We start from the raw sequence: 20,020 nt of genomic DNA, 5'->3' as shown, positions 1-20,020 counted from the left end.
ATGTACGGTAGAGATTGAAAAAGAAGAGATAACCGTCGGTGGATTTTAGATGAGGGGAAGAGATACATGCATATTGTCGTCGTTGGACTAAATAACAAGACAGCCCCTGTCGCGATTCGGGAGCAGTTCTCGTTTGGGGAGCAGGAAATCGTGGATGCGATGATTGCGCTTCGCGAAGAGAAAAGCATTTTCGAATCGGTTATTTTGTCTACGTGTAACCGGACCGAGCTATACGTCGTGACGGACCAGCTCCATACAGGTCGTTATTACACGAAACGTTTCTTGGCGAACTGGTTCGACTTGGAGATGGACCAATTCACGCCATACTTGTCGATCCGGGAGGGAGAAGAGGCAATCCGCCACTTGTTCCGTGTCACGTCTGGACTCGACTCGATGATCATCGGGGAAACACAAATTTTAGGTCAGGTGAAGACGAGCTTCTTCCGTGCCCAGGAGAATGGGACGACGGGAACGGTCTTCAATAAATTATTCAAAGAAGCAGTCACACTCGCCAAACGTGCCCATACGGACACACAAATTGGGGAAATGTCTGTATCGGTCAGTTCGGCTGCCGTGACGCTCGCACAAGAAATGTATCAGCAATTGGATGACAAGCAAGTGGTCGTCGTCGGGGCTGGTGAGACCGGTGAATTGACGACGCTCAACTTGTTTGAAGCGGGTGCGAAGCAAATCGCCGTCTTCAACCGGACCGAAAGCAAGGCGAAAGCGGTCGCCGACAAATTCCAGGGTCGTGCCCACTCGATTCGCGAGATCGCTTGCGGATTGCTCGATGCGGATATTTTGATCAGCTCGACGGGTGCGAAGGATGCCGTCATCACGTATGAGGATGTCGCCGCCGCGCAGTTGCTACGTCGAAGCCGTCCGCTTCTTTTGATCGACATCGCGGTACCACGGGATATCGACCCGGCCGTTGCGACGCTTCCGGGTGTCCACCTGTTTGATGTCGATGACTTGAACGGAATCGTCAATAAGAACTTGGCGGCCCGCCTCGTCGAAGCAGAGAAAATCGAAATGAAGATTGACGAAGCGATTCAAGAATTCCAATCCTGGCTCGTCACACTCGGTGTCGTCCCCATCATGAATGAATTGCGTGGACGTGCCCTCGACATTCAGGAAGAGACGATGACGAGTCTTGAGCGCAAGCTCGACCATTTGTCGGATCGGGATAAAAAAGTCATCGGGAAGCATATGAAGTCCATCATCAACCAGATGCTTCGTGAACCGATTGATTATATTAAGGATGCTGCCGCACAGCCGGATGCGAACGAGCGGATTGCTCAGTTCATTGAGACGTTCGGTTTAGATGTCGACCTCCCGACGCAAGAGACGGAGACGGACGTCGAAGAGACGGATGCGACGGCTGCAAAAGCACCATTACGCGCATTGATGCGCTAAACGAAAATCAACAGGCGACGTTCGTCGCCTTTTTTTATGAAGGGGAGACTCACTATGCGTAAAATCATCGTCGGCTCACGCCGTTCACAACTCGCCATGACGCAAACGAAATGGTTTATCGACCAATTGAAAAAAGCCGGTGCCGAGAATGAGTTTGAAATTAAAGAAATCGTGACGAAAGGTGACCAAATCGTCGACGTTCAATTATCGAAAGTCGGCGGGAAAGGGTTGTTCGTCAAAGAAATCCAACAACAGATGCTCGACGGAGACATCGATTTCGCTGTTCACAGCATGAAAGACGTCCCGGCCGAACTGCCGGAAGAGCTTTTCATCAGTTGTATGCCAAAGCGGGTTGATGCGCGGGACGTGCTCATCTGCGAGAACGGCTACACGTTCGAGACCTTGCCGAAAGGTGCGGTTGTCGGCACGAGCTCGTTACGCCGTGGAGCTCAGATTTTGGCGGCACGTCCGGACCTCGAGATTCAGTGGATCCGCGGGAATATCGATACACGCTTGAAAAAGCTTGAGACTGAAAACTACAATGCAATCTTACTCGCGAAAGCGGGTCTCGAACGGATGGGATGGACGGACCGTGTCGACTTTGAAGCGCTTGACGCAGACATCATGGTACCGGCTGTCGGCCAAGGTGTGCTCGCAATCGAAAGTCGTAAAGACGATGCGGAAGTGACGAAAGTGTTGCAGCTCCTGCATGACGACGTGACGGCAAAAGCGGCAACAGCGGAGCGGACGTTCCTCAAAGCGATTGAGGGAAGCTGCCATGTTCCGGTCGGCGGATATGCGACAGTGGACGGTGAAAACGTGTCACTTACAGGACTCATCGCTTCCGTAGACGGAAAAGAAGTGCTTCGCGTGACGAAGACATCGACCGACGTGGTCGCGCTTGGACAAGCTGTCGCAGACGAATTGCTCGAACGTGGCGGGCGTGAAATTCTCGCCTCGGTCAATGCGTGACGTCTGGTACACGGGATCAAAACGATTGACCGCTTCGCAACGGGCTAGGCTCGAAGCGAGCGGTCTTTCCGTTCATCACGTCCCGCTCATCCGAACGACGCTGACAGGTAAACCGATGCCGATCGATCGATTCGATTGGCTCGTCGTCACGAGTCAAAATGCCGTCCCGGCACTCCATGAGGTCCCGCGTGATGTACGTGTTGCGGCTGTTGGGGAGAAAACGAAAAAAGCACTCGAAGCCGTGGGATTCACCGTTTCGCTCATGCCGGAACCGTATACGGGAGAAGCGCTGTTTCGTGAATTGAAACAGATGCTGAAACCGGAGGAAACCGTGCTGTTCGCACGCGGCAACCTCGCGAATACGGATCATTTGTCGGTTTTTCCAAATGTGTATGACTGGGTCGTCTATGAGACGGAACCTGTGACGTTATCAAAAACAGAGCAAACGCAACTCGAGACCGTGGAGGCCCTGCTCGTCCTGAGTCCTTCCGCCGTCAACGCGCTCGTCCCCTATGTGGAACGATTCCACGGGACGTGGTATGCCATCGGTGAAGTGACGGAACAGGCCGTTCGAGAAGTGTCCACGTTACCGGTTCGAGTGCCAGAATGTTATACTATGGATGCATTAATACAGTGTGTAGGGGAGGATTTTTCATGAACCAATTCGATCGTCACCGTCGCCTTCGCTCGTCGAAGTCGATGCGTGCCCTCGTACGTGAAAACCATGTTCGAAAAGAAGATTTGATTTACCCGCTCTTCATCATCGAAGGGACCGATATCCGACGCGAAGTCAGTTCGATGCCTGGCGTCTTCAATTTCTCACTCGACCGTCTCGAAGACGAGATTCGTGAGATTGTCGACCTTGGAATCCAGTCGGTCATCCTGTTCGGTGTACCGGAGCATAAAGACCCGGAAGGAAGCGAAGCGTATCACGACCACGGAATCGTCCAGGAAGCGATTCGCAAAGTGAAAGAGTGGGCACCCGAGCTCACGGTCATCGCCGATACGTGTCTTTGTGAATATACGTCGACAGGGCATTGCGGCATCGTGAAGGATGGGGACGTCGATAACGACGCGTCACTTCCGCTTCACGTCCAAACGGCCATCACGCAAGCACGGGCAGGTGCTGACATCATCGCACCGAGTTCGATGATGGACGGATTCGTCGCAGCCATCCGTGAAGGACTCGACCAAAACGGCTTCAGCCATATCCCAATCATGAGCTACGGCGTGAAATATGCGTCCGCGTATTATGGACCGTTCCGTGATGCAGCCCAATCGGCACCAGGAGAAGGCGACCGCAAAGGCTACCAGATGGACCCGGCGAATCGTCGTGAGGCGTTCCGTGAGTCACAATCGGACGTCGAGCAAGGTGCGGACTTCATGATCGTGAAACCTGCGCTTGCGTTCATGGATATCATCCGTGACATGCGCGACTCGCTCGATATGCCAATCGTGGCATATAACGTGAGCGGGGAATACGCGATGATCAAAGCGGCATCGCTCAACGACTGGGTCGATGAGGAGCGAATCGTCATGGAGACGATGGTCGGCTTCAAGCGTGCCGGCGCAGACCTCATCATCACGTATTTCGCAAAAGATGTCTGTCGTTACTTGGAAGGAGACTACTCATGACTTACAAACAAACTCGCTCACAAGAAGCGTTCGAACAAGCACGTCCACTCATGCCGGGTGGCGTGAACAGTCCGGTCCGTGCCTACAAGTCGGTCGGGATGACACCGATCTTCGCAGAGCGCGGAGAAGGGTCACGTGTCTATGACATCGATGGCAACGAATATATCGACTACGTCCTCTCATGGGGACCGCTCATTCTCGGTCACCGCGATCCGGTCGTCACAAAAGCGATCCAGGAACAAGCTGAAAAAGGCTGGACGTTCGGGACGCCGACGGAGCTTGAGACGAAGATGGCAGAGCTCGTCATCGACCGTGTCCCATCAATCGAGATGGTCCGCATGGTCAACTCCGGTACGGAAGCAACGATGGCGGCGCTTCGCCTTGCCCGTGGCTATACAGGGAAGACGAAGATTTTGAAATTTGAAGGTTGCTACCACGGACATGGAGACTCGCTCCTCATTAAAGCGGGATCTGGTGTCGCGACACTCGGTCTCCCGGATTCACCTGGAGTTCCAAAAGAACTCGCGAGCCACACGCTCACGGTGCCTTACAATGACTTGGAAGCAGTCCGCGTCGCCTTTGACAAATACGGCGACGATCTCGCCGGTGTCATCGTCGAGCCGGCTGCCGGAAACATGGGCTTCGTTCCGCCGCAAGCCGGATTCCTTGAAGGACTCCGCGAGATCACGGAGCAAAACGGTGCCCTCCTCATCTTTGACGAGGTCATGACGGGCTTCCGTGTCGGCTACAACTGCGCCCAAGGCTACTTCGGAGTCACACCGGACCTCACGTGTCTCGGGAAAGTCATCGGTGGAGGACTTCCGGTCGGCGCATACGGCGGGAAACGCGAAATCATGGAACAGATTGCGCCGCAAGGTCCGATCTATCAGGCAGGTACGCTCTCAGGTAACCCGCTCGCGATGATCGCCGGTTATACGACACTCTCGCAACTGAAGCCTGAACATTACGAAGAGTTCGAGCGTAAGGCGGACCGTCTCGCCGAAGGCTTCACGAAAGCCGGTGAGAAGTACAACATCCCGCACGACACGAACCGTGCCGGCTCGATGTTCGGCTTCTTCTTCACGAACGAAAAAGTGACGAACTTCGAAAAAGCGAAATCGGCGAACCTCGAGATGTTCCGTTCGTACTATCAGAAGATGGCAGCACGCGGCGTCTTCTTGCCGCCGTCACAGTTTGAGGGCTTGTTCCTCTCGACGGCGCACACAGACGAAGATATCGAGAAGACGATTGCAGCGGTCGAAGCGACATTCAAAGAGCTTCAAGAAGAGTTTTCACTCTAATCTTGACGGCTGACGTTTCTGTCGCTACAATTATTGAACAGATACGATGAATTGCATTGATGAGGAGTAGTACGCATCATTCATTCCTTTATAGAGACGCGACCGCTTGGTGAAAGGTTGTGAGGGATGGACGCGGAAGTCGCCTCGGAGCTGACTTTCTGAATGGAGTAGGAAAGTTCGGTCCATCGACCGTTATTCGATTTTGAGGGCGCCAATTTTGGCGAACTAAGGTGGTACCGCGGAAGATCACGGCTTCTTTCGTCCTTAGCGTAGGACGAGAGTAGCCGTTTTTTGTTGAAAATTTTTAGAGGAGGTTGGGCACATGGCCAACGAAACAAACGAGACAAACGAAATCACCATGCCGACGAAGTACGACCCAAGTGCGACAGAAGCAAAATGGTACGACTATTGGTTAGAGAACGATGTATTTAAAGCAGACGAGGACGATTCGAAACAACCGTACACGATCGTCATCCCGCCACCGAACGTTACGGGGAAACTTCACCTTGGTCACGCGTGGGATACGACGCTCCAGGACTTGTTGACACGCCTCAAGCGTATGCAAGGCTATGACGTCCTCTGGCTCCCAGGGATGGACCATGCCGGCATTGCGACACAGGCGAAAGTCGAACAAAAACTTCGTGAAGAAGGCGTCATGCGTTACGACCTCGGTCGTGAGAAGTTCCTCGAGAAGACGTGGGAATGGAAAGACGAGTACGCGAAGACGATTCGCGACCAATGGTCTAAACTTGGTCTCGGCCTCGACTACTCGCGTGAACGCTTCACACTCGACGAAGGGCTCTCAAAAGCCGTTCAAGAAGTATTCGTTCGTTTGTATGAAAAAGGCTTGATCTACCGTGGCGAATATATCGTCAACTGGGATCCGGCTCAAAAGACGGCCGTTTCGGATATCGAGGTTATTTACCAAGAAGTCGAGGGTGCGTTCTATCATATGAAGTATCCACTCGCTGACGGATCGGGTCACATCGAGATCGCGACGACACGTCCTGAGACGATGCTCGGAGATACAGCGGTTGCCGTCAACCCGAAAGATGAGCGTTACACACACCTCATCGGGAAGACGATCATGCTTCCGGTCATGAACCGTGAAATCCCAATCGTTGCCGACGATTACGTGGACATGGAGTTCGGTACAGGTTGCGTGAAGATCACGCCAGCCCACGACCCGAACGACTTTGAAATCGGAAACCGTCACGAGCTTCCACGCATCCTCGTCATGGACGAAGGCGGGAAGATGAACGAGAACGCCGGCAAGTACGAAGGGCTCGACCGCTTCGAATGCCGGAAGCAGCTCGTCAAAGACCTAGAGGCGGACGGCACACTCGTGAAGATTGAGCCGCACACGCACTCGGTCGGTCACTCAGAGCGTTCAGGCGCAGTCATCGAGCCATACCTTTCGAAACAATGGTTCGTTGACATGGAGCCACTCGCGAAAGCGGCACTCGAAGCACAAGGAAACGACGACACGAAAGTCAACTTCGTCCCAGAACGCTTCGAAGGCACGTACCTCCGCTGGATGGAGAACATCCGTGACTGGTGTATCAGCCGTCAGCTTTGGTGGGGTCACCGCATCCCGGCCTGGTACCATAACGAAACAGGCGAAGTGTATGTAGGGAAAGAGGCACCGGCGGACAGTGAAAACTGGACACAGGACGAAGACGTCCTCGACACATGGTTCTCGTCAGCGCTTTGGCCGTTCTCAACGATGGGCTGGCCGGACACGGACGCACCGGACTTCAACCGTTACTTCCCGACGAGCGCCCTCGTCACAGGATACGACATCATCTTCTTCTGGGTATCTCGCATGATCTTCCAATCACTCGAGTTCACAGGGAAGCAACCGTTCAACGATGTGCTCATTCACGGTCTCATCCGTGACTCGGAAGGACGCAAGATGTCGAAATCCCTCGGAAACGGCGTTGACCCGATGGAAGTCATCGACCAATACGGAGCGGATTCACTCCGTTGGTTCCTCCTTACTGGTTCGACACCAGGGAACGACCTTCGTTTCTATTGGGAGAAGATCGAGTCGACGTGGAACTTCGCGAACAAGATTTGGAACGCGAGCCGTTTCGCCCTCATGAATATGGAAGGGCTCAAGTACGAGGACATCGACCTAACGGGCGAGAAGACGCTTGCTGACAAGTGGATCCTCACACGCTTGAACGATACGATTGACCAAGTGACACGCCTCGTCGACAAGTACGAGTTCGGTGAAGCTGGCCGTTACCTGTATAACTTCATCTGGGAAGAGTTCTGTAACTGGTACATCGAAATGGCGAAACTCACGCTCTACGGTGAGGACGAAGCGGCGAAGCACACGACACGTTCGGTGCTCGCGTACACGCTTGATTCGATCATGCGTCTCATGCACCCGTTCATGCCGTTCCTCACAGAGGAAATTTGGCAACACTTGCCGCACGAAGGTGATTCAATTGTTCGTGCAAGCTACCCGACGCGCCGTGACGACCTTCACTTCGCGGACTCGGTTCCAGCGTTTGAAGCCGTGATGAACGTTATCCGTTCGGTTCGTAACATCCGTGCCGAAGTGAACGCACCGATGTCGAAACCGATTCAGCTCTTCATCTCGACGAGCGACGATGCAACACAAGGCTACTTGAGCGCAAATGAAGCGACAATCGGCAAGTTCACGAACGCGACAGAGCTTGAAATCGGACGTGGCCTCACGGCTCCGGACAAGTCGATGTCCGCAATCATGACAGGAGCGGAGCTCTTCATCCCGCTCGCAGACCTCATCAACTTCGAAGAAGAAATCGCCCGTCTTGAAAAAGAAGTGGCGAAGTATGAGAAAGAAGTCGAGCGCGTGCAGAAGAAACTCGGAAACCAAGGCTTCATCGCCAAGGCACCGGCTCACGTCATCGACGAAGAGAAAGCAAAAGAAAAAGATTACCTCGACAAGCGTGACGCGGTCCGCGCCCGTTTGGAAGAGTTGCGTAAATAATAAAAAGTTCCCCCTTCTGACTGAGCTTGTGCTTTGTCAAAAGGGGGTTTTTTGTTGAAACCGATTAGGCTTCAGTTTCTTCTTTAGGAAGTGGTTCCATCAAATCATTCAAATGCCTTAAAAACTGAAAAAGTGAGATGAGTGAAAAGAATAGAGGGATGATTAGAAACCAATCTCGATGATCAGAAGAAAGTTGCAAAATCTCAAGAAATGACAGACAGGCGAAACCGAGCGAAACGACTGCAATCAATAGACGCATCACGTACCTCCGAAGTAAAAAGTATGTAGGCAATATATAGGTTGAGTGTATCGGATTGTTCCAAAAAAAACCATCCTACAGTGGTAGGATGGTTCACGTCCCGCAAAACGTCTGATACGGATACGTTCGAGGCGGACCTGGTGATACGTATTCGGACGAATGGTCGTAGTTATAAGGTTCGCGTAGTACCTGAAGCAGTGCCTCGGTCGGCCCGAAATCACCGCGCTCCGCTGAAAGGATGGCTTTTTCAACGTGATGGTTACGTGGGATGACAGATGGATTATATTGACGCATGATTCGAACGACGTCTTCGTTTGGCAATCCTTGTTCACCAATCCGTTTTCGCCAAGCCTGAATCCATGCCTTCCCATCTTCACGTGTTGCAAATGGAAGGGATTCAATCTCGCCGAGCGTCAACGAGCGGAACGTATTCGTATAGTCTGCCTCCGTCTCTAACATTAACCGAAGCAATTCATCGGTGAGCGCATCGTCACCTTCTTTTCGGGCGTAAAGACCGACTTTATGGGCAAGTCCGGTGAAGTACGTTTCTTTATACAGTTCGGTGTAGCGGGTGAGCTGTTTGTTCGCCACATCGACTGCCTCTTCTTTTGTTTCGCCAAGGAGTGGCAGCAATGTTTCTGCGAGTCGGGCAAGGTTCCACGAACCGATATACGGTTGATTTGCATAGGCATAGCGTCCTTCATGGTCAATCGAGCTAAAGACGGTATGAGGGTGATACGTATCCATGAACGCACACGGGCCATAGTCGAGACCTTCTCCGCTGATGAACATGTTGTCCGTGTTCATCACGCCGTGAATGAAACCGACAAGTTGCCAGTTCGCGATGAGTCGCGCCTGCCGTTCCACGACACGACCGAGGAATTGCTCGTATCGATTGGGTGCATCCATCAGGTCAGGGTCGTGACGTCTGATTGCATAATCTGCTAGTGCGATGACGTCATCGATCGAACCGGCCGCAGCGGCGTATTGAAATGTGCCGACACGAAGATGGCTCGAGGCGACACGCGTCAACACGGCACCGTGTTTCGGCCCTTGGCGCATGATGGCTTCACCGGTCTTGACGACGGCGAGGGCACGGTTTGTCGGAATGCCGAGGGCGTGCATCGCTTCGCTGATGAGATATTCACGAACCATCGGACCGACGGCGGCACGTCCATCCCCACCACGGGAGTATGCGGTCGGACCGGATCCTTTCAATTGAACGTCAACACGTTTGCCGTTCGGGGTCACCCATTCACCGAGGATCAGGGCACGTCCGTCTCCGAGCATCGTGAAATTACCGAACTGATGACCGGCATAGGCTTGGGAGAACGCGGTCTCCACCTGGCGATTTCCCGCAAACAAGTCAACCTCGTTCTGTATTGCCACTGGGGCAAGACCGAGCGATTCAGCCAATTGCGTGTTGAACAAGACGAGTTCCGGCTTGTCGACCGGGTGAATATTTCCCTGGTCATAAAAGATGTCCCGTAGTTCGAGGTAGCTCGCCTCGAAGTTCCAGTTAGTTGTCATGGCGATTCCTCCTTCTTCGCTTCGAGTATAGCACAGACGCTTTTTCATAACGGCTGTCACGAATTTTGATAAGATAGAACAGAAGTGGAAAGAGTAGGGGTGAGTCGATTGAAGACGAGACAAGATGTATTTGAATGGTTGAGCGGACAGCTTCGGTTTGGGATCAAACCGGGGCTTGAACGAATGAAATGGATGCTCGAACGGTTGAAGTTAGAAGAACTTCCGGCGATTCATGTGGCAGGGACGAACGGCAAAGGATCGACGGTCGCTTTTTTACGTACGATGGCCATGGAACAAGGATTGACGGTCGGCACGTTCACCTCTCCATACATCATCCAGTTCGAGGAACGCATCATGCTGAATGGAGAGCCGATCCGGGAAGAAGACCTTGTCCGGGTGGCAAATCGTGTGAAGGCTTGTGCCGAAGAGGCGCCTGAGACATTGACGGAGTTTGAACTGCTGACCACGATGGCGTGGTTATATTTTCATGAAAAACAACCCGATTTGGTCATCTGGGAAGTCGGTCTCGGAGGTCGGCTCGATTCGACGAACATCCTCGAGCACCCGCTTGCGACGGTGGTCACCTCGGTCGGACATGATCACCAAGGTATTCTCGGGGAGACGATTGAAGAGATTGCGATGGAGAAGTTTGGTGTTATGAAGCCAAGTGTCCCGATGTTCCATGCTTTAGAGGCGGAGAACCTTATTGAACTGATTGAGAAGGAAGGTCAAACCCATCGGTCTCCTGTTCAGTCTGTGCGGCTTCTGGTGAAAACGGTCGAAGACGGGACAGAGACTGTGGTCACGTATGAAGACATGCGACCGGTCACACTCGGCTTGACCGGACGACATCAGGCGGATAATGGGGCGTGCGCGGTCGCAGTCGCCCGTTATTTAAAGTGGGATGAGGCTGCGATTGCTTCAGGTTTGGAGAAAGCGCAACATCCCGGGCGCTATGAACTCATTTCGAGACAACCTCGTATTCTATTGGACGGGGCACATAATAAAGAAGGGATCGAGGCACTCGTTCACCAACTGAGTGTCGAGCGAGAGGTCGTGATCTTAACAGCAATTCTCGAAGATAAGGACCGGGACAGCATGATCCGTTCCCTTCAGTCGGTTGGTGAGGTATTTGAGACGACGTTTGACTTCCCCCGAGCGCGGACGAAAGAGAGTTTGCTTCAGGACGGGGCACGTTTCGTTGAATGGAAGGCGTGGCTGAGTGACCGGATCCAAGAGAATTCGAACAAGACGCTCGTCGTCACAGGTTCCTTGTATTTTATAAGCGAAGTAAGAACTTATTTCCAAACTTTGCAAAAATAAACTTGTATATTCCTTGGGGAAGGGGTATGAATTAATTGAAGTAGTGTGATGACAAACCGACTGGAGGAGCCCCTGATGCGTAAGCAGCTTAGATCCAAGTACGGCATTTTGATCCTGTTTGTCTTTTTACTCGCAAGTGCCATCATCACGAAAAGCTTTGCGAGCCAGCAAAACTTTACGAGTGTGACGAATCCGCTCATCGGTGAGATCTCGCGAACACTCTCGCCTGACACCGAAGTAGTGGGTTCTGTGTTTGAACTGACGTACACGTTTGATTTGGAGAAGGTGTTGACCCAAATCAGCGGACCGAATTTAAATTCGTATGAACTGATTCAATGGCAGGCCGAACTCGTCGAAGTGATCCCGGAAGGATTTGACGTGTTGTTCCCGTTACCGGACGGGGCCACGTACGATGCGAATACGCGGGAATTAAAGGCGAGCCTCGACTTTGAATGTGGGAAAACAAACTCGGGGGCTACCGTTACGTGTAAGGAAGGGACAACGAACTTGAAGCCGTCGATTGTCATTCAATTATTGGGTCATACGCCAGGGGAATACGCCTTCGGAGAAGGGAAGTTCGAGTATAACTTCTATGCGGATCATGCCGGGCAAGGAGCGAGCTCCGTGAAACATGACCGCACATACGAGGGGAACCCGGGGTTGTTGGGGACAAGAATCGCAACCGTGAAAGGTCTCGTGCTCGAACTGCCTGAATCGCTCACACTTTACATGAATGAGCGTGATTCGGTCGAAGCGAAACTATCCTCGACCATACCTGACAACGTCTCGATCGACTGGGAAGTCGCTGACGACGAAATCCTCGAACTGGCGAAAGAGACGGATACATCGACGGAGTTAACAGCAGTCGGGGTCGGAGAGACAGAAGTCCGGGCGACTTATACGTACCCGAACGGATTCACCGTTCGATCGAACGCCCTGAAGGTCACGACAAAATTACCGATGCTGTCGCTCGTCCCTGAACCGGATGTGCTTTGGGTATATAAAAACAGTGAAGGCGACATGGTCTATCAAACAATCGACGTCGCGTTGGAGCAATCGAAAGCAGATGGTACCGTTCTTCAGGATCGGTTAGGCGTGTCCTGGAAATCTGACTCCAGTGCGCTCACTGTCGCCTCGACGGGACTTCATACGGCGATGATTCAGGCACAACATGGCAGTATGCAAAGCGTGCAAATCACCGGTGCTTTGACCGACTATATCGATCAATCGAAGAGTGTGCTCGTTCAAGTGAATGAATACCCGCAGCTTGTGTCGACACCGAACGTCATCCTTTATATGAGTGACAGCCCTTATGCGTACCCGGTTTCGTTCTGGCCGGAGACGGCGAACGTGACAGGGTACGGTTTGACCGTGCTAGAGGGAGTGGACGTGCTCCAGGTCGACGGGGACAAACTGATTCTATTAAAACCGGGACTTGCGAAAGTCGGTCTCGTGACCGAGGACGTCAGTGGCTCGTTCCCGGAAGGGGAAGGACCGGAACCGATTTCCCAAACGTTTTACGTTCAGGTGAAGGACGGGACCGATCCGAATCCGGGGACGGAAAATCCGACCGGAGATTTTTATTAAATGAAATGCACATAAAAAGGAAGCCGCCTGTGAACAGACGGCTTCCTTTTTTGTAGTCATTGTTTGATCGCTTGTCCGACGAACAATTGGAGCTGATTCGAGACGGGGAGGGTGTCAATCTGTTGGAAGACCCCATCGTTATATTCCATGACGAGCCGTGATTGTACGATGTCATCTGTGGCGGTGACGTTTCCTGAGGCGAATCGTGCTTCTTTCGCACTTTGGTCAGGTAGCGAGCGGAACGTTCCGCGGAATGTATTGATCTCGAGAGGGCCTTTACTATAGAACCCACCGTTGATTTGAATGATGGAGCCTACCGCATACAATTGACTCTTTTCCGTCGAGTCACTGTAAAGAAACGCCTGCAACGGTTGCGCCGTATCAGAGAATTCATTGATCCGGTTCAACAGCACTTTCCCTTTTGCGAGTAAGACGAGCGAGCTGTCTTGCGAATGACTGACCCCGGTGATCTCCGCCCGGTCGATGAACGCATCCTCCAACGTATAGACGGTCGTGTTGAAGGAGACTTCCCCACGGATCGTCAAGTTTCCATTGATGAGTAACGGACGGCTGATGGTGATACCGTTCAGTCCATCAATCGTGACGTCCCCATCAAATAAAAGAGGGACGTTCGAACTCGCGACCGTCTCGGTAATCATCATCGGAGTCGCATTCGAATTAGGCGACCGGATGATCGTGAGAGAATCGATCGCATCCAGTTTTTGCGGGTCGAGGTATTCCGTCGAGCGGGTCAATGGTGTCGTCTCACCGGGTGCCGTGTAAGATTGCTGGACAAATGGTTCGATATCATCAGTTAGTAAGCCGCTCGAAAAGATGGAATCGATTGGCGGTGTGTCATATGAGAATTTTGGTAAAGACGATTTGAAGCGGTTGGCATACTGAATAATCGAGTAATCAAAGTGAAACGGTGAGAAGGAGGACTCGATTTGTCCGATGTTCGGTTGATCGTTTGCGCTCGGGGTGAGACTCGTTGCAAAATAGCCGGATGTTCCACATCCGGTACACGAGGTGCCGGGTGCCAGGTCGATTTGTCCGTCCAGGTAGAAGCGGCTCGTCGACAGGTTGTCGATGCTCTTTCTCGTCGTCCCGAGTTGATACATCGCCGTACGTTGTAAAGAGAGCGAGGTTTCCGCGTAAATGTCACCCGTGACCATCGGCGGTCCGTTGATGGTCAACGCATCGTCTGAACCGAGAACGTAGTAGAGGAATGACGGAAGGGCCGTCAAATACACTTCTTGGGAATAGGTCGCCGTTTGGGTCGGTTGCTCGGGTCTCGCGTTGGTCGTTCCGGTCGCCGTTAGCGTCAGAACGGTTGTGAAAGGAGCGTTGACCCGGTCCGTCGCGGACCGGCTGATGGAATAGATGACGGTATTGTTCCCTGAAAGGCGGGTGCCGGTATAGGTTTCGTTCGAAACGAGCACGCCATCGACCGCATCCTGAAACGCTTGCTGCGTCTCCATATAGGACGGGACGGTATCAACATCGTGAATCGGAAACGTCTTTCGTAGATCGGAGACGAGGAGGTTCAACGTACTTTTTACATCTGTGTCGAGTTGTGTCTCATCGACCCGGATGACCGTCTGCTTGTTCGTGGCTAGGTTCACTTGAATCGCGGCGAGTGACAGGACGGCTAGAGCGGCCATCGTCACGAGGACGAGAATGAGAACATAGCCTCGTTCATCTTGCTTCATACGGGTTCCACCTTTCCTAGAATGGGATTGTACTCGTGAACGTCTTTGCTTGTGAAGGGTTATTTGACGGGGCGACGGTCACCTTCACTTCAAACAGTCCGGATGTGTAATAAGTCTGGTCGATCATGCGGGCATCAGCCTCTGCCCCGACAATCGAGACGACGACCTCCTGAAGCACGACTTCATTCGATGAGGACGCAAGGGCGGTTGAGGAGAGGGTCTTCCCTGTATCGACGTATCCGTTCTCCCGGTACAAGATTCCATTTGACGACACTTTAGGGTCGGTCAATACATAAAACGTGTACAAGTCGTCGGTTTTTGTCACGGCATCAAATTTCGTCTGATTCAAATCCTGCATGACGGAAGATACGAGATAGTCCGCTTCCGCCCGAAGTGAACTCGTATCATTCGTCAGTCTGAATCCGAGTGAGCCGGATAAGAAAACGGTGATGACGATGCCTGCGAAAATAGATGAGATGACGAGTGCGAGCAACAGTTCGACCAGGGTCACGCCATCCTCATGGCGTCGAAGCTTCAGGATTACTGGTTTTAGGGAATTTTTCATGAAGTGACGCATGGGTGACGACTCCTTTCAGGGTGATCGGTTGAAGTAGTGTATCCGAATCAACGAGAATCGTGATGTTCATGACCGTCTCCGAGGACTCGGGTGACGTGATGGCAATCGAGAAGTCACGTCCGTTGATGCTGACTTGGCACAAGTTACATTGTCCGGTCGCATCTTCTGTCAGTGACTCGATATCGAATGCGGTAGCCGTGTCGCTTGCCCGACGTTCGATCGTATGTAGTGTGTTCTGAGCGATTTGGTTGGCGACAGTCCGATCCAAATCGGAGGAGGTGATTTGAAGACTTTTCGAGAATATACTCATCATCGACAGTGCTAGGATCGAGATGACGACGATTGAGACGAGTACTTCGACGAGGGTGAAGCCGGATTCTGAACGGGACATCGGTTGACCTCCTTTTCAAAATAAAATAAAAGAATAGGAAAAACTACCTACAAATACAAAGTAATTGTAATTTTCTGTACAATATCGATTATACTAAAGTTACATCAATAACGGATACATATTCTATAAGTCTCATCAAGATTACGGGGGGAATTTTCATGAAGCGGTTTGGGATGCACGTTTTCATTTTGGTCGGCCTCGTCTTACTCATCACCATGCCGACAATCGGTCTAATGAACTATTTGAATGCATCGGCCGAAACGAGCCGTACATACGAAAATACGAAGGTCGGAGGAGTCGACATTTCGGGGATGACGACAGATGAAGCATCGCTTCGACTCAACCAAGCCATTGAGGATTTCAATACACTCCCGTTCTCCGTCAACCTGATGAATGGGACGTTGATTGATATTGCAAAAGATGTCGTATCGTTCGATGTCGCGAAGACACTCGCCTCCATCGAAGAACCAGGAAATTATCCGCTTGAGGCAACCATTGACGAAATGAGGGTCGCCCCATATATCGAGAATCAACCGGTGACTGAATCGATGCTCATCCCTCTGATGAAAGAAGCCGCTTCAAACTTGAACTCGACACTCACGCTCGAACAGATCGCAAAAGAAAACGAGGTCGTCGCATCGTTCACGGTCAGTCAGACTCCGGCGATTCAATCTGTTCTTGACCGGATGAACGGCCTTGAGCTTACTGCGGGTGACATCTTCAGTTTGAAGGCGTTCGGAGAAGACATGGACGTCCTCACGAAACTGGGACCGTCCTTCTATCGAATGTTTGCCGCGACACCTTTTGAGATTCTGGAACGGGTTCCGCATACGAAGCTCCCGTCAGGAGTCGAACTCGGATACGATGTCAAAATCGATGTGCGCTCCAATTTTGCCGTCCAGAACCGGGAAACGTCGACCTACACGATGCTCGTATTATACGAAGGAAATACGGCAACCGTGCAGCTCCTCGGTCAGCCATTCTCGAATGCGTATGAGACACGGATCGAAGAGGTGATGACCGTGCCTTATCCGAAAGTCATTCGCTTCTCCTCTGCTCTCCCGTCCGGTACTTCGACGGTGACGCAAACCGGGAAGACTGGTCAAACCGGGAAACTCTATCGCATCATCGTAAAAAATGATACGGAAACGACCGAGCTTCTCGGGTTTGATTTTTATGAACCGACACCGGAAATCGTGACGAAAAGTTCGGTACCGGCCGAAGGACCGGCTCCGAGTGAACCGGTCATCCCGACTTTCCCTGACGATGAGGTCGAGGAAGACGAAAAGGATGAGCCACCCGTTTTAAATGAAGACCCTTCTGAACAGGGGGCGGTCGGATGATCGGCTATTTGATTTTACTCGGCTTTTGGGTACTGGCCACGCTCACTTTATTCGCATTGCCTGTCCCGTCCATGCTGAAGAAGGAAACGAAAATCGTGATCAGTTTGTCGGCTGCGCTCATCGCAGCCGGTGTATTTACCGGATATATCGAATCATACGAACGGACGTGGTGGGCCTGGCTTCTCCTCGTCCTTGCTTTCATTGGAAGTGTCTCCTTGAGCGTTTATGTGGAAGAGCGTGAGCTCGAACATGAGCAAGAGGAGGTCCCGCAAAGGATGGTGAAGTAAGGTGAGACGGACTAAAAGACGATTAGGCGAGATGCTGATCGAGGGTGGATTGATCACGACGGACCAACTCGATGAAGCACTTGAACAAAAGCGGAAGGGTGAGAAGCTAGGGGACACACTCATCCGCTTGAATTACATAACCGAGACACAGTTGATTCAGTCACTGCATGAGCAGTTGGATGTCCCTGTCATTTCCTTGTATTCAAGGGAAATCAAAGTGGCGGTGACAAAACTTGTCCCGAAAGTGATTGCCCAAAAGCACGACATCATGCCGATCGACATGGATGGAAACACGCTCTTTGTGGCGACGGCCGACCCACTCGACTTGATCGCAATCGATGACATCCGCTTGCAGACGGGAATGAATATCGACGTCGGGATCGCGACACGTGAACAAATTCGTAAAACGATCAGTCGTTACTATGAGATGGACCATTCCCTCGTAGAAATCTTGAAGGATGACGTACCGGAGTTAGAACGACAAGAGGCGATGAACCGCGAAGACGCACCGATCATCCGACTCGTCAATCAACTGTTTTTAAGTGCGATCGACCAACGGGCCTCGGATATTCATTTTGACCCGCACGAGAACCAGCTACATGTCCGGTTCCGGGTCGACGGTGACTTACGGACCGAGACGATTTATCCGAAAAAGATTCAAAGCGTCATGCTGACGCGTCTTAAAGTAATGAGCGACTTAGACATCACCGAAAGTCGTCTGCCGCAAGACGGACGCATCAAATACACGCTCCGAAATCGCGCATATGACTTCCGCGTGTCAACGCTCCCGACGATGTACGGAGAAAAAATCGTCATCCGGGTGCTGGATTCATCCCAAGGGCTGACCGACTTGACGAAACTTGGGTTTGGTAAGCAGAACGAGCTCGTATATCGGGACATGTTGAAGCGACCGAACGGCATCATCTTGATTACGGGGCCGACCGGTTCCGGTAAGTCCTCGACTCTATACGCCTCACTGAAGGAATTGAACGATGAGACGAAGAACATCATCACGGTCGAAGACCCGGTCGAGTATCAACTCGACGGAATCAATCAGGTACAAGTCAACACAAAAGTCGGATTGACGTTCGCGTCCGGACTGCGCTCCATCTTGCGCCAAGACCCGAACATCGTCATGGTCGGAGAAATTCGGGATACCGAGACCGCAGAGATTGCCATTCGCGCCTCGCTGACCGGTCACCTCGTCCTCTCGACCTTACATACGAACTCGGCGATCAGCTCCATCACGCGTCTCGTGGATATGGGGGTCGAACCGTTCCTTGTCGCCGCCTCGACGAGCGGACTGGTCGCACAACGTCTCGTGCGTCGCGTTTGTCGGGATTGTGGACAAGAAGAGCCAGTATCCAAACGGGAACGGATCCTTTTCGAGGCGGAGGATGTGCCGGTTGAACACATCATCCGGGGGAGTGGCTGCGCATCATGCAACTTCACCGGCTACCGGGGGCGCCTTGCCATTCACGAGGTCGTCCCAATCGATGAAGGGATGCGCCGGATGATTATGAACCAGGCGACCGAATCGGAAATGGTCGACTATGCCAAACAGTCGGGCGTCACCTTCTTGTTGAAAGACGGTCTTGAGAAAGTTGCGGCCGGTCTAACGACGACAGAAGAGATTTTAAGAACGGTCATAACGGAGAGTGCATATGATTAATCAATCGATTGAAGACATCTTAACGCAAGCGGTCACCCAAGGTGCATCCGATATCCATCTGACTGCGGGGGCGCCACCGATTATTCGGGTCGACGGCAGCTTGATCAACTTAGGGGACGAAAAACTTCTCCCGCCTCATATCGAGTCTTATTTGCAGGAAATCATGACCGAAGAGATGCGCGAGCGCCTCGATCATGACCGGGACCTCGACTTTTCGTTCGGCATCCCGCGAATCTGTCGTTTTCGGGTCAACGCTTACTATCAGCGGGGGACGATTGCCCTTGCCTTTCGTTCCATTTCCGGGGAAATTCCGACGATGAATGATTTGAACTTGCCGCCGGTATTAAACCGCCTCATCGAGAAACCGCATGGGCTGATCCTTGTCACGGGTCCGACCGGGTCAGGGAAATCGACGACGCTTGCGGCAATGATTCAAGAAATCAATCGGACACAGCGGAAGCGCATCATCACGCTTGAGGACCCGATTGAATATCTACATACGCATGACAAAAGTATCGTCGACCAGCGGGAAATCGGGACGGACGTCACGCAGTTCGTGAGTGGGCTCCGTGCCGCGCTTCGCCAGGACCCGGACGTCATCCTGTTAGGGGAGATGCGTGATCTGGAGACAATTTCGACGGCGATGACCGCAGCCGAAACCGGTCACCTCGTCATGGCGACACTCCATACGTCGAGTGCCATGTCGACCGTCAGCCGGATCATCGATGCCTTCCCGGCAGAACAGCAGGATCAAATCCGGACACAGCTCGCGAACGTTTTGGTCGGTGTCGTCAGTCAACGCCTGTACCCCCGAATCGATATTCCGAAAGGCCGGGTCGCAGCGATGGAAATTTTAGTCGGCAATACCGCGGTCGCGAACCTGATTCGAAATGAGAAGGAGTTCCAACTTCCGACGGTCATCCAGACAAACCGCCAGTCCGGTATGCAGTCGATGGACGCCGCAATTGAACAGCTCCTCCGGCAAGGCATGATCAATCCGAATCCAGTCGCAGTAGAAGAGATGAGGTGACG

The 20,020-nt window shown here is 52.3% G+C and carries 17 protein-coding genes and 1 other annotated feature; of the genes, 12 read left to right on the top strand and 5 right to left on the bottom strand.

Features of this window, described 5'->3' with window-relative positions:
• The first annotated feature begins 66 nt into the window (after positions 1 to 66).
• The 6 genes from hemA to KNP03_RS07610 all read left to right on the top strand — a co-directional run bounded on the left by hemA (position 67) and on the right by KNP03_RS07610 (position 8,307).
• The gene (gene hemA, locus KNP03_RS07635) at positions 67 to 1,416 is read left to right on the top strand and encodes a glutamyl-tRNA reductase (protein ID WP_214827704.1); all 1,350 of its coding nucleotides are present in this window, start codon (positions 67 to 69) and stop codon (positions 1,414 to 1,416) included.
• Positions 1,417 to 1,470: 54 nt separating this feature from the next.
• The gene (gene hemC, locus KNP03_RS07630; RefSeq protein WP_214827688.1) at positions 1,471 to 2,388 is read left to right on the top strand and encodes a hydroxymethylbilane synthase; all 918 of its coding nucleotides are present in this window, start codon (positions 1,471 to 1,473) and stop codon (positions 2,386 to 2,388) included.
• Positions 2,360 to 3,046 carry a uroporphyrinogen-III synthase gene (locus tag KNP03_RS07625; RefSeq protein WP_338082719.1) on the top strand — a complete coding sequence of 229 codons (687 nt, stop codon included), beginning with the start codon at positions 2,360 to 2,362 and terminating at the stop codon, positions 3,044 to 3,046. Before hemC ends, KNP03_RS07625 begins: the two co-directional genes overlap by 29 nt.
• Positions 3,043 to 4,023 (top strand): porphobilinogen synthase, encoded by a 981-nt coding sequence (gene hemB, locus KNP03_RS07620; RefSeq protein ID WP_214827685.1) that lies wholly within the window; start codon positions 3,043 to 3,045, stop codon positions 4,021 to 4,023. The genes KNP03_RS07625 and hemB overlap by 4 nt, the downstream gene beginning before the upstream one ends.
• Positions 4,020 to 5,324 (top strand): glutamate-1-semialdehyde 2,1-aminomutase, encoded by a 1,305-nt coding sequence (hemL, locus tag KNP03_RS07615; RefSeq protein ID WP_214827682.1) that lies wholly within the window; start codon positions 4,020 to 4,022, stop codon positions 5,322 to 5,324. Before hemB ends, hemL begins: the two co-directional genes overlap by 4 nt.
• A 47-nt stretch (positions 5,325 to 5,371) precedes the next feature.
• Positions 5,372 to 5,593, top strand: a binding site (T-box leader).
• Positions 5,594 to 5,646: 53 nt separating this feature from the next.
• The gene (locus KNP03_RS07610) at positions 5,647 to 8,307 is read left to right on the top strand and encodes a valine--tRNA ligase (RefSeq protein WP_276313813.1); all 2,661 of its coding nucleotides are present in this window, start codon (positions 5,647 to 5,649) and stop codon (positions 8,305 to 8,307) included.
• A gap of 64 nt (positions 8,308 to 8,371) precedes the next feature.
• Here KNP03_RS07610 and KNP03_RS07605 read toward each other — a convergent pair whose 3' ends face one another.
• Both KNP03_RS07605 and KNP03_RS07600 read right to left on the bottom strand, forming a co-directional pair.
• Positions 8,372 to 8,566, bottom strand: coding sequence for a hypothetical protein (locus KNP03_RS07605; RefSeq protein WP_214827679.1), 195 nt, complete (start codon positions 8,564 to 8,566; stop codon positions 8,372 to 8,374).
• Positions 8,567 to 8,659: 93 nt separating this feature from the next.
• Entirely contained in the window at positions 8,660 to 10,096 is a 1,437-nt protein-coding gene (locus tag KNP03_RS07600; RefSeq protein WP_214827676.1) for a protein adenylyltransferase SelO, read from the bottom strand.
• Between the two features lie 108 nt (positions 10,097 to 10,204).
• Here KNP03_RS07600 and KNP03_RS07595 point away from each other — a divergent pair, with 108 nt between their 5' ends.
• Entirely contained in the window at positions 10,205 to 11,419 is a 1,215-nt protein-coding gene (locus KNP03_RS07595) for a bifunctional folylpolyglutamate synthase/dihydrofolate synthase (RefSeq protein ID WP_214827673.1), read from the top strand.
• Positions 11,420 to 11,494: 75 nt separating this feature from the next.
• On the top strand, positions 11,495 to 13,006 hold the full coding sequence (locus KNP03_RS07590) for a hypothetical protein (RefSeq protein WP_214827669.1): 1,512 nt from the start codon (positions 11,495 to 11,497) through the stop codon (positions 13,004 to 13,006).
• Between the two features lie 56 nt (positions 13,007 to 13,062).
• Here the strand turns inward: KNP03_RS07590 and KNP03_RS07585 are convergent, their stop codons facing one another.
• From KNP03_RS07585 to KNP03_RS07575, 3 genes are read right to left on the bottom strand one after another with little or no spacing between them, the layout of a single operon-like run.
• Complete coding sequence (locus KNP03_RS07585; RefSeq protein ID WP_214827667.1) at positions 13,063 to 14,718, bottom strand: hypothetical protein; 1,656 nt, start codon at positions 14,716 to 14,718, stop codon at positions 13,063 to 13,065.
• Between the two features lie 16 nt (positions 14,719 to 14,734).
• Complete coding sequence (locus KNP03_RS07580) at positions 14,735 to 15,295, bottom strand: PilW family protein (protein WP_214827665.1); 561 nt, start codon at positions 15,293 to 15,295, stop codon at positions 14,735 to 14,737.
• Complete coding sequence (locus tag KNP03_RS07575; protein WP_214827664.1) at positions 15,237 to 15,686, bottom strand: type IV pilus modification PilV family protein; 450 nt, start codon at positions 15,684 to 15,686, stop codon at positions 15,237 to 15,239. The genes KNP03_RS07580 and KNP03_RS07575 overlap by 59 nt, the downstream gene beginning before the upstream one ends.
• Before the next feature lie 158 nt (positions 15,687 to 15,844).
• Here KNP03_RS07575 and KNP03_RS07570 point away from each other — a divergent pair, with 158 nt between their 5' ends.
• From KNP03_RS07570 to KNP03_RS07555, 4 genes are read left to right on the top strand one after another with little or no spacing between them, the layout of a single operon-like run.
• The gene (locus KNP03_RS07570) at positions 15,845 to 17,029 is read left to right on the top strand and encodes a G5 domain-containing protein (protein WP_214827663.1); all 1,185 of its coding nucleotides are present in this window, start codon (positions 15,845 to 15,847) and stop codon (positions 17,027 to 17,029) included.
• Complete coding sequence (locus KNP03_RS07565; protein ID WP_214827662.1) at positions 17,026 to 17,316, top strand: hypothetical protein; 291 nt, start codon at positions 17,026 to 17,028, stop codon at positions 17,314 to 17,316. Before KNP03_RS07570 ends, KNP03_RS07565 begins: the two co-directional genes overlap by 4 nt.
• 1 nt (position 17,317) lies before the next feature.
• The gene (locus KNP03_RS07560; RefSeq protein WP_338082718.1) at positions 17,318 to 18,988 is read left to right on the top strand and encodes a GspE/PulE family protein; all 1,671 of its coding nucleotides are present in this window, start codon (positions 17,318 to 17,320) and stop codon (positions 18,986 to 18,988) included.
• A complete protein-coding gene (locus KNP03_RS07555) occupies positions 18,981 to 20,018 on the top strand; it encodes a type IV pilus twitching motility protein PilT (protein ID WP_214827661.1) in 1,038 nt (345 codons plus the stop codon). The genes KNP03_RS07560 and KNP03_RS07555 overlap by 8 nt, the downstream gene beginning before the upstream one ends.
• Positions 20,019 to 20,020: the final 2 nt, after the last annotated feature.

The organism is Exiguobacterium algae, from assembly GCF_018617875.1.
Classification (GTDB): domain Bacteria; phylum Bacillota; class Bacilli; order Exiguobacteriales; family Exiguobacteriaceae; genus Exiguobacterium; species Exiguobacterium algae.
This window is presented reverse-complemented; position numbering and strand designations above follow the sequence as displayed.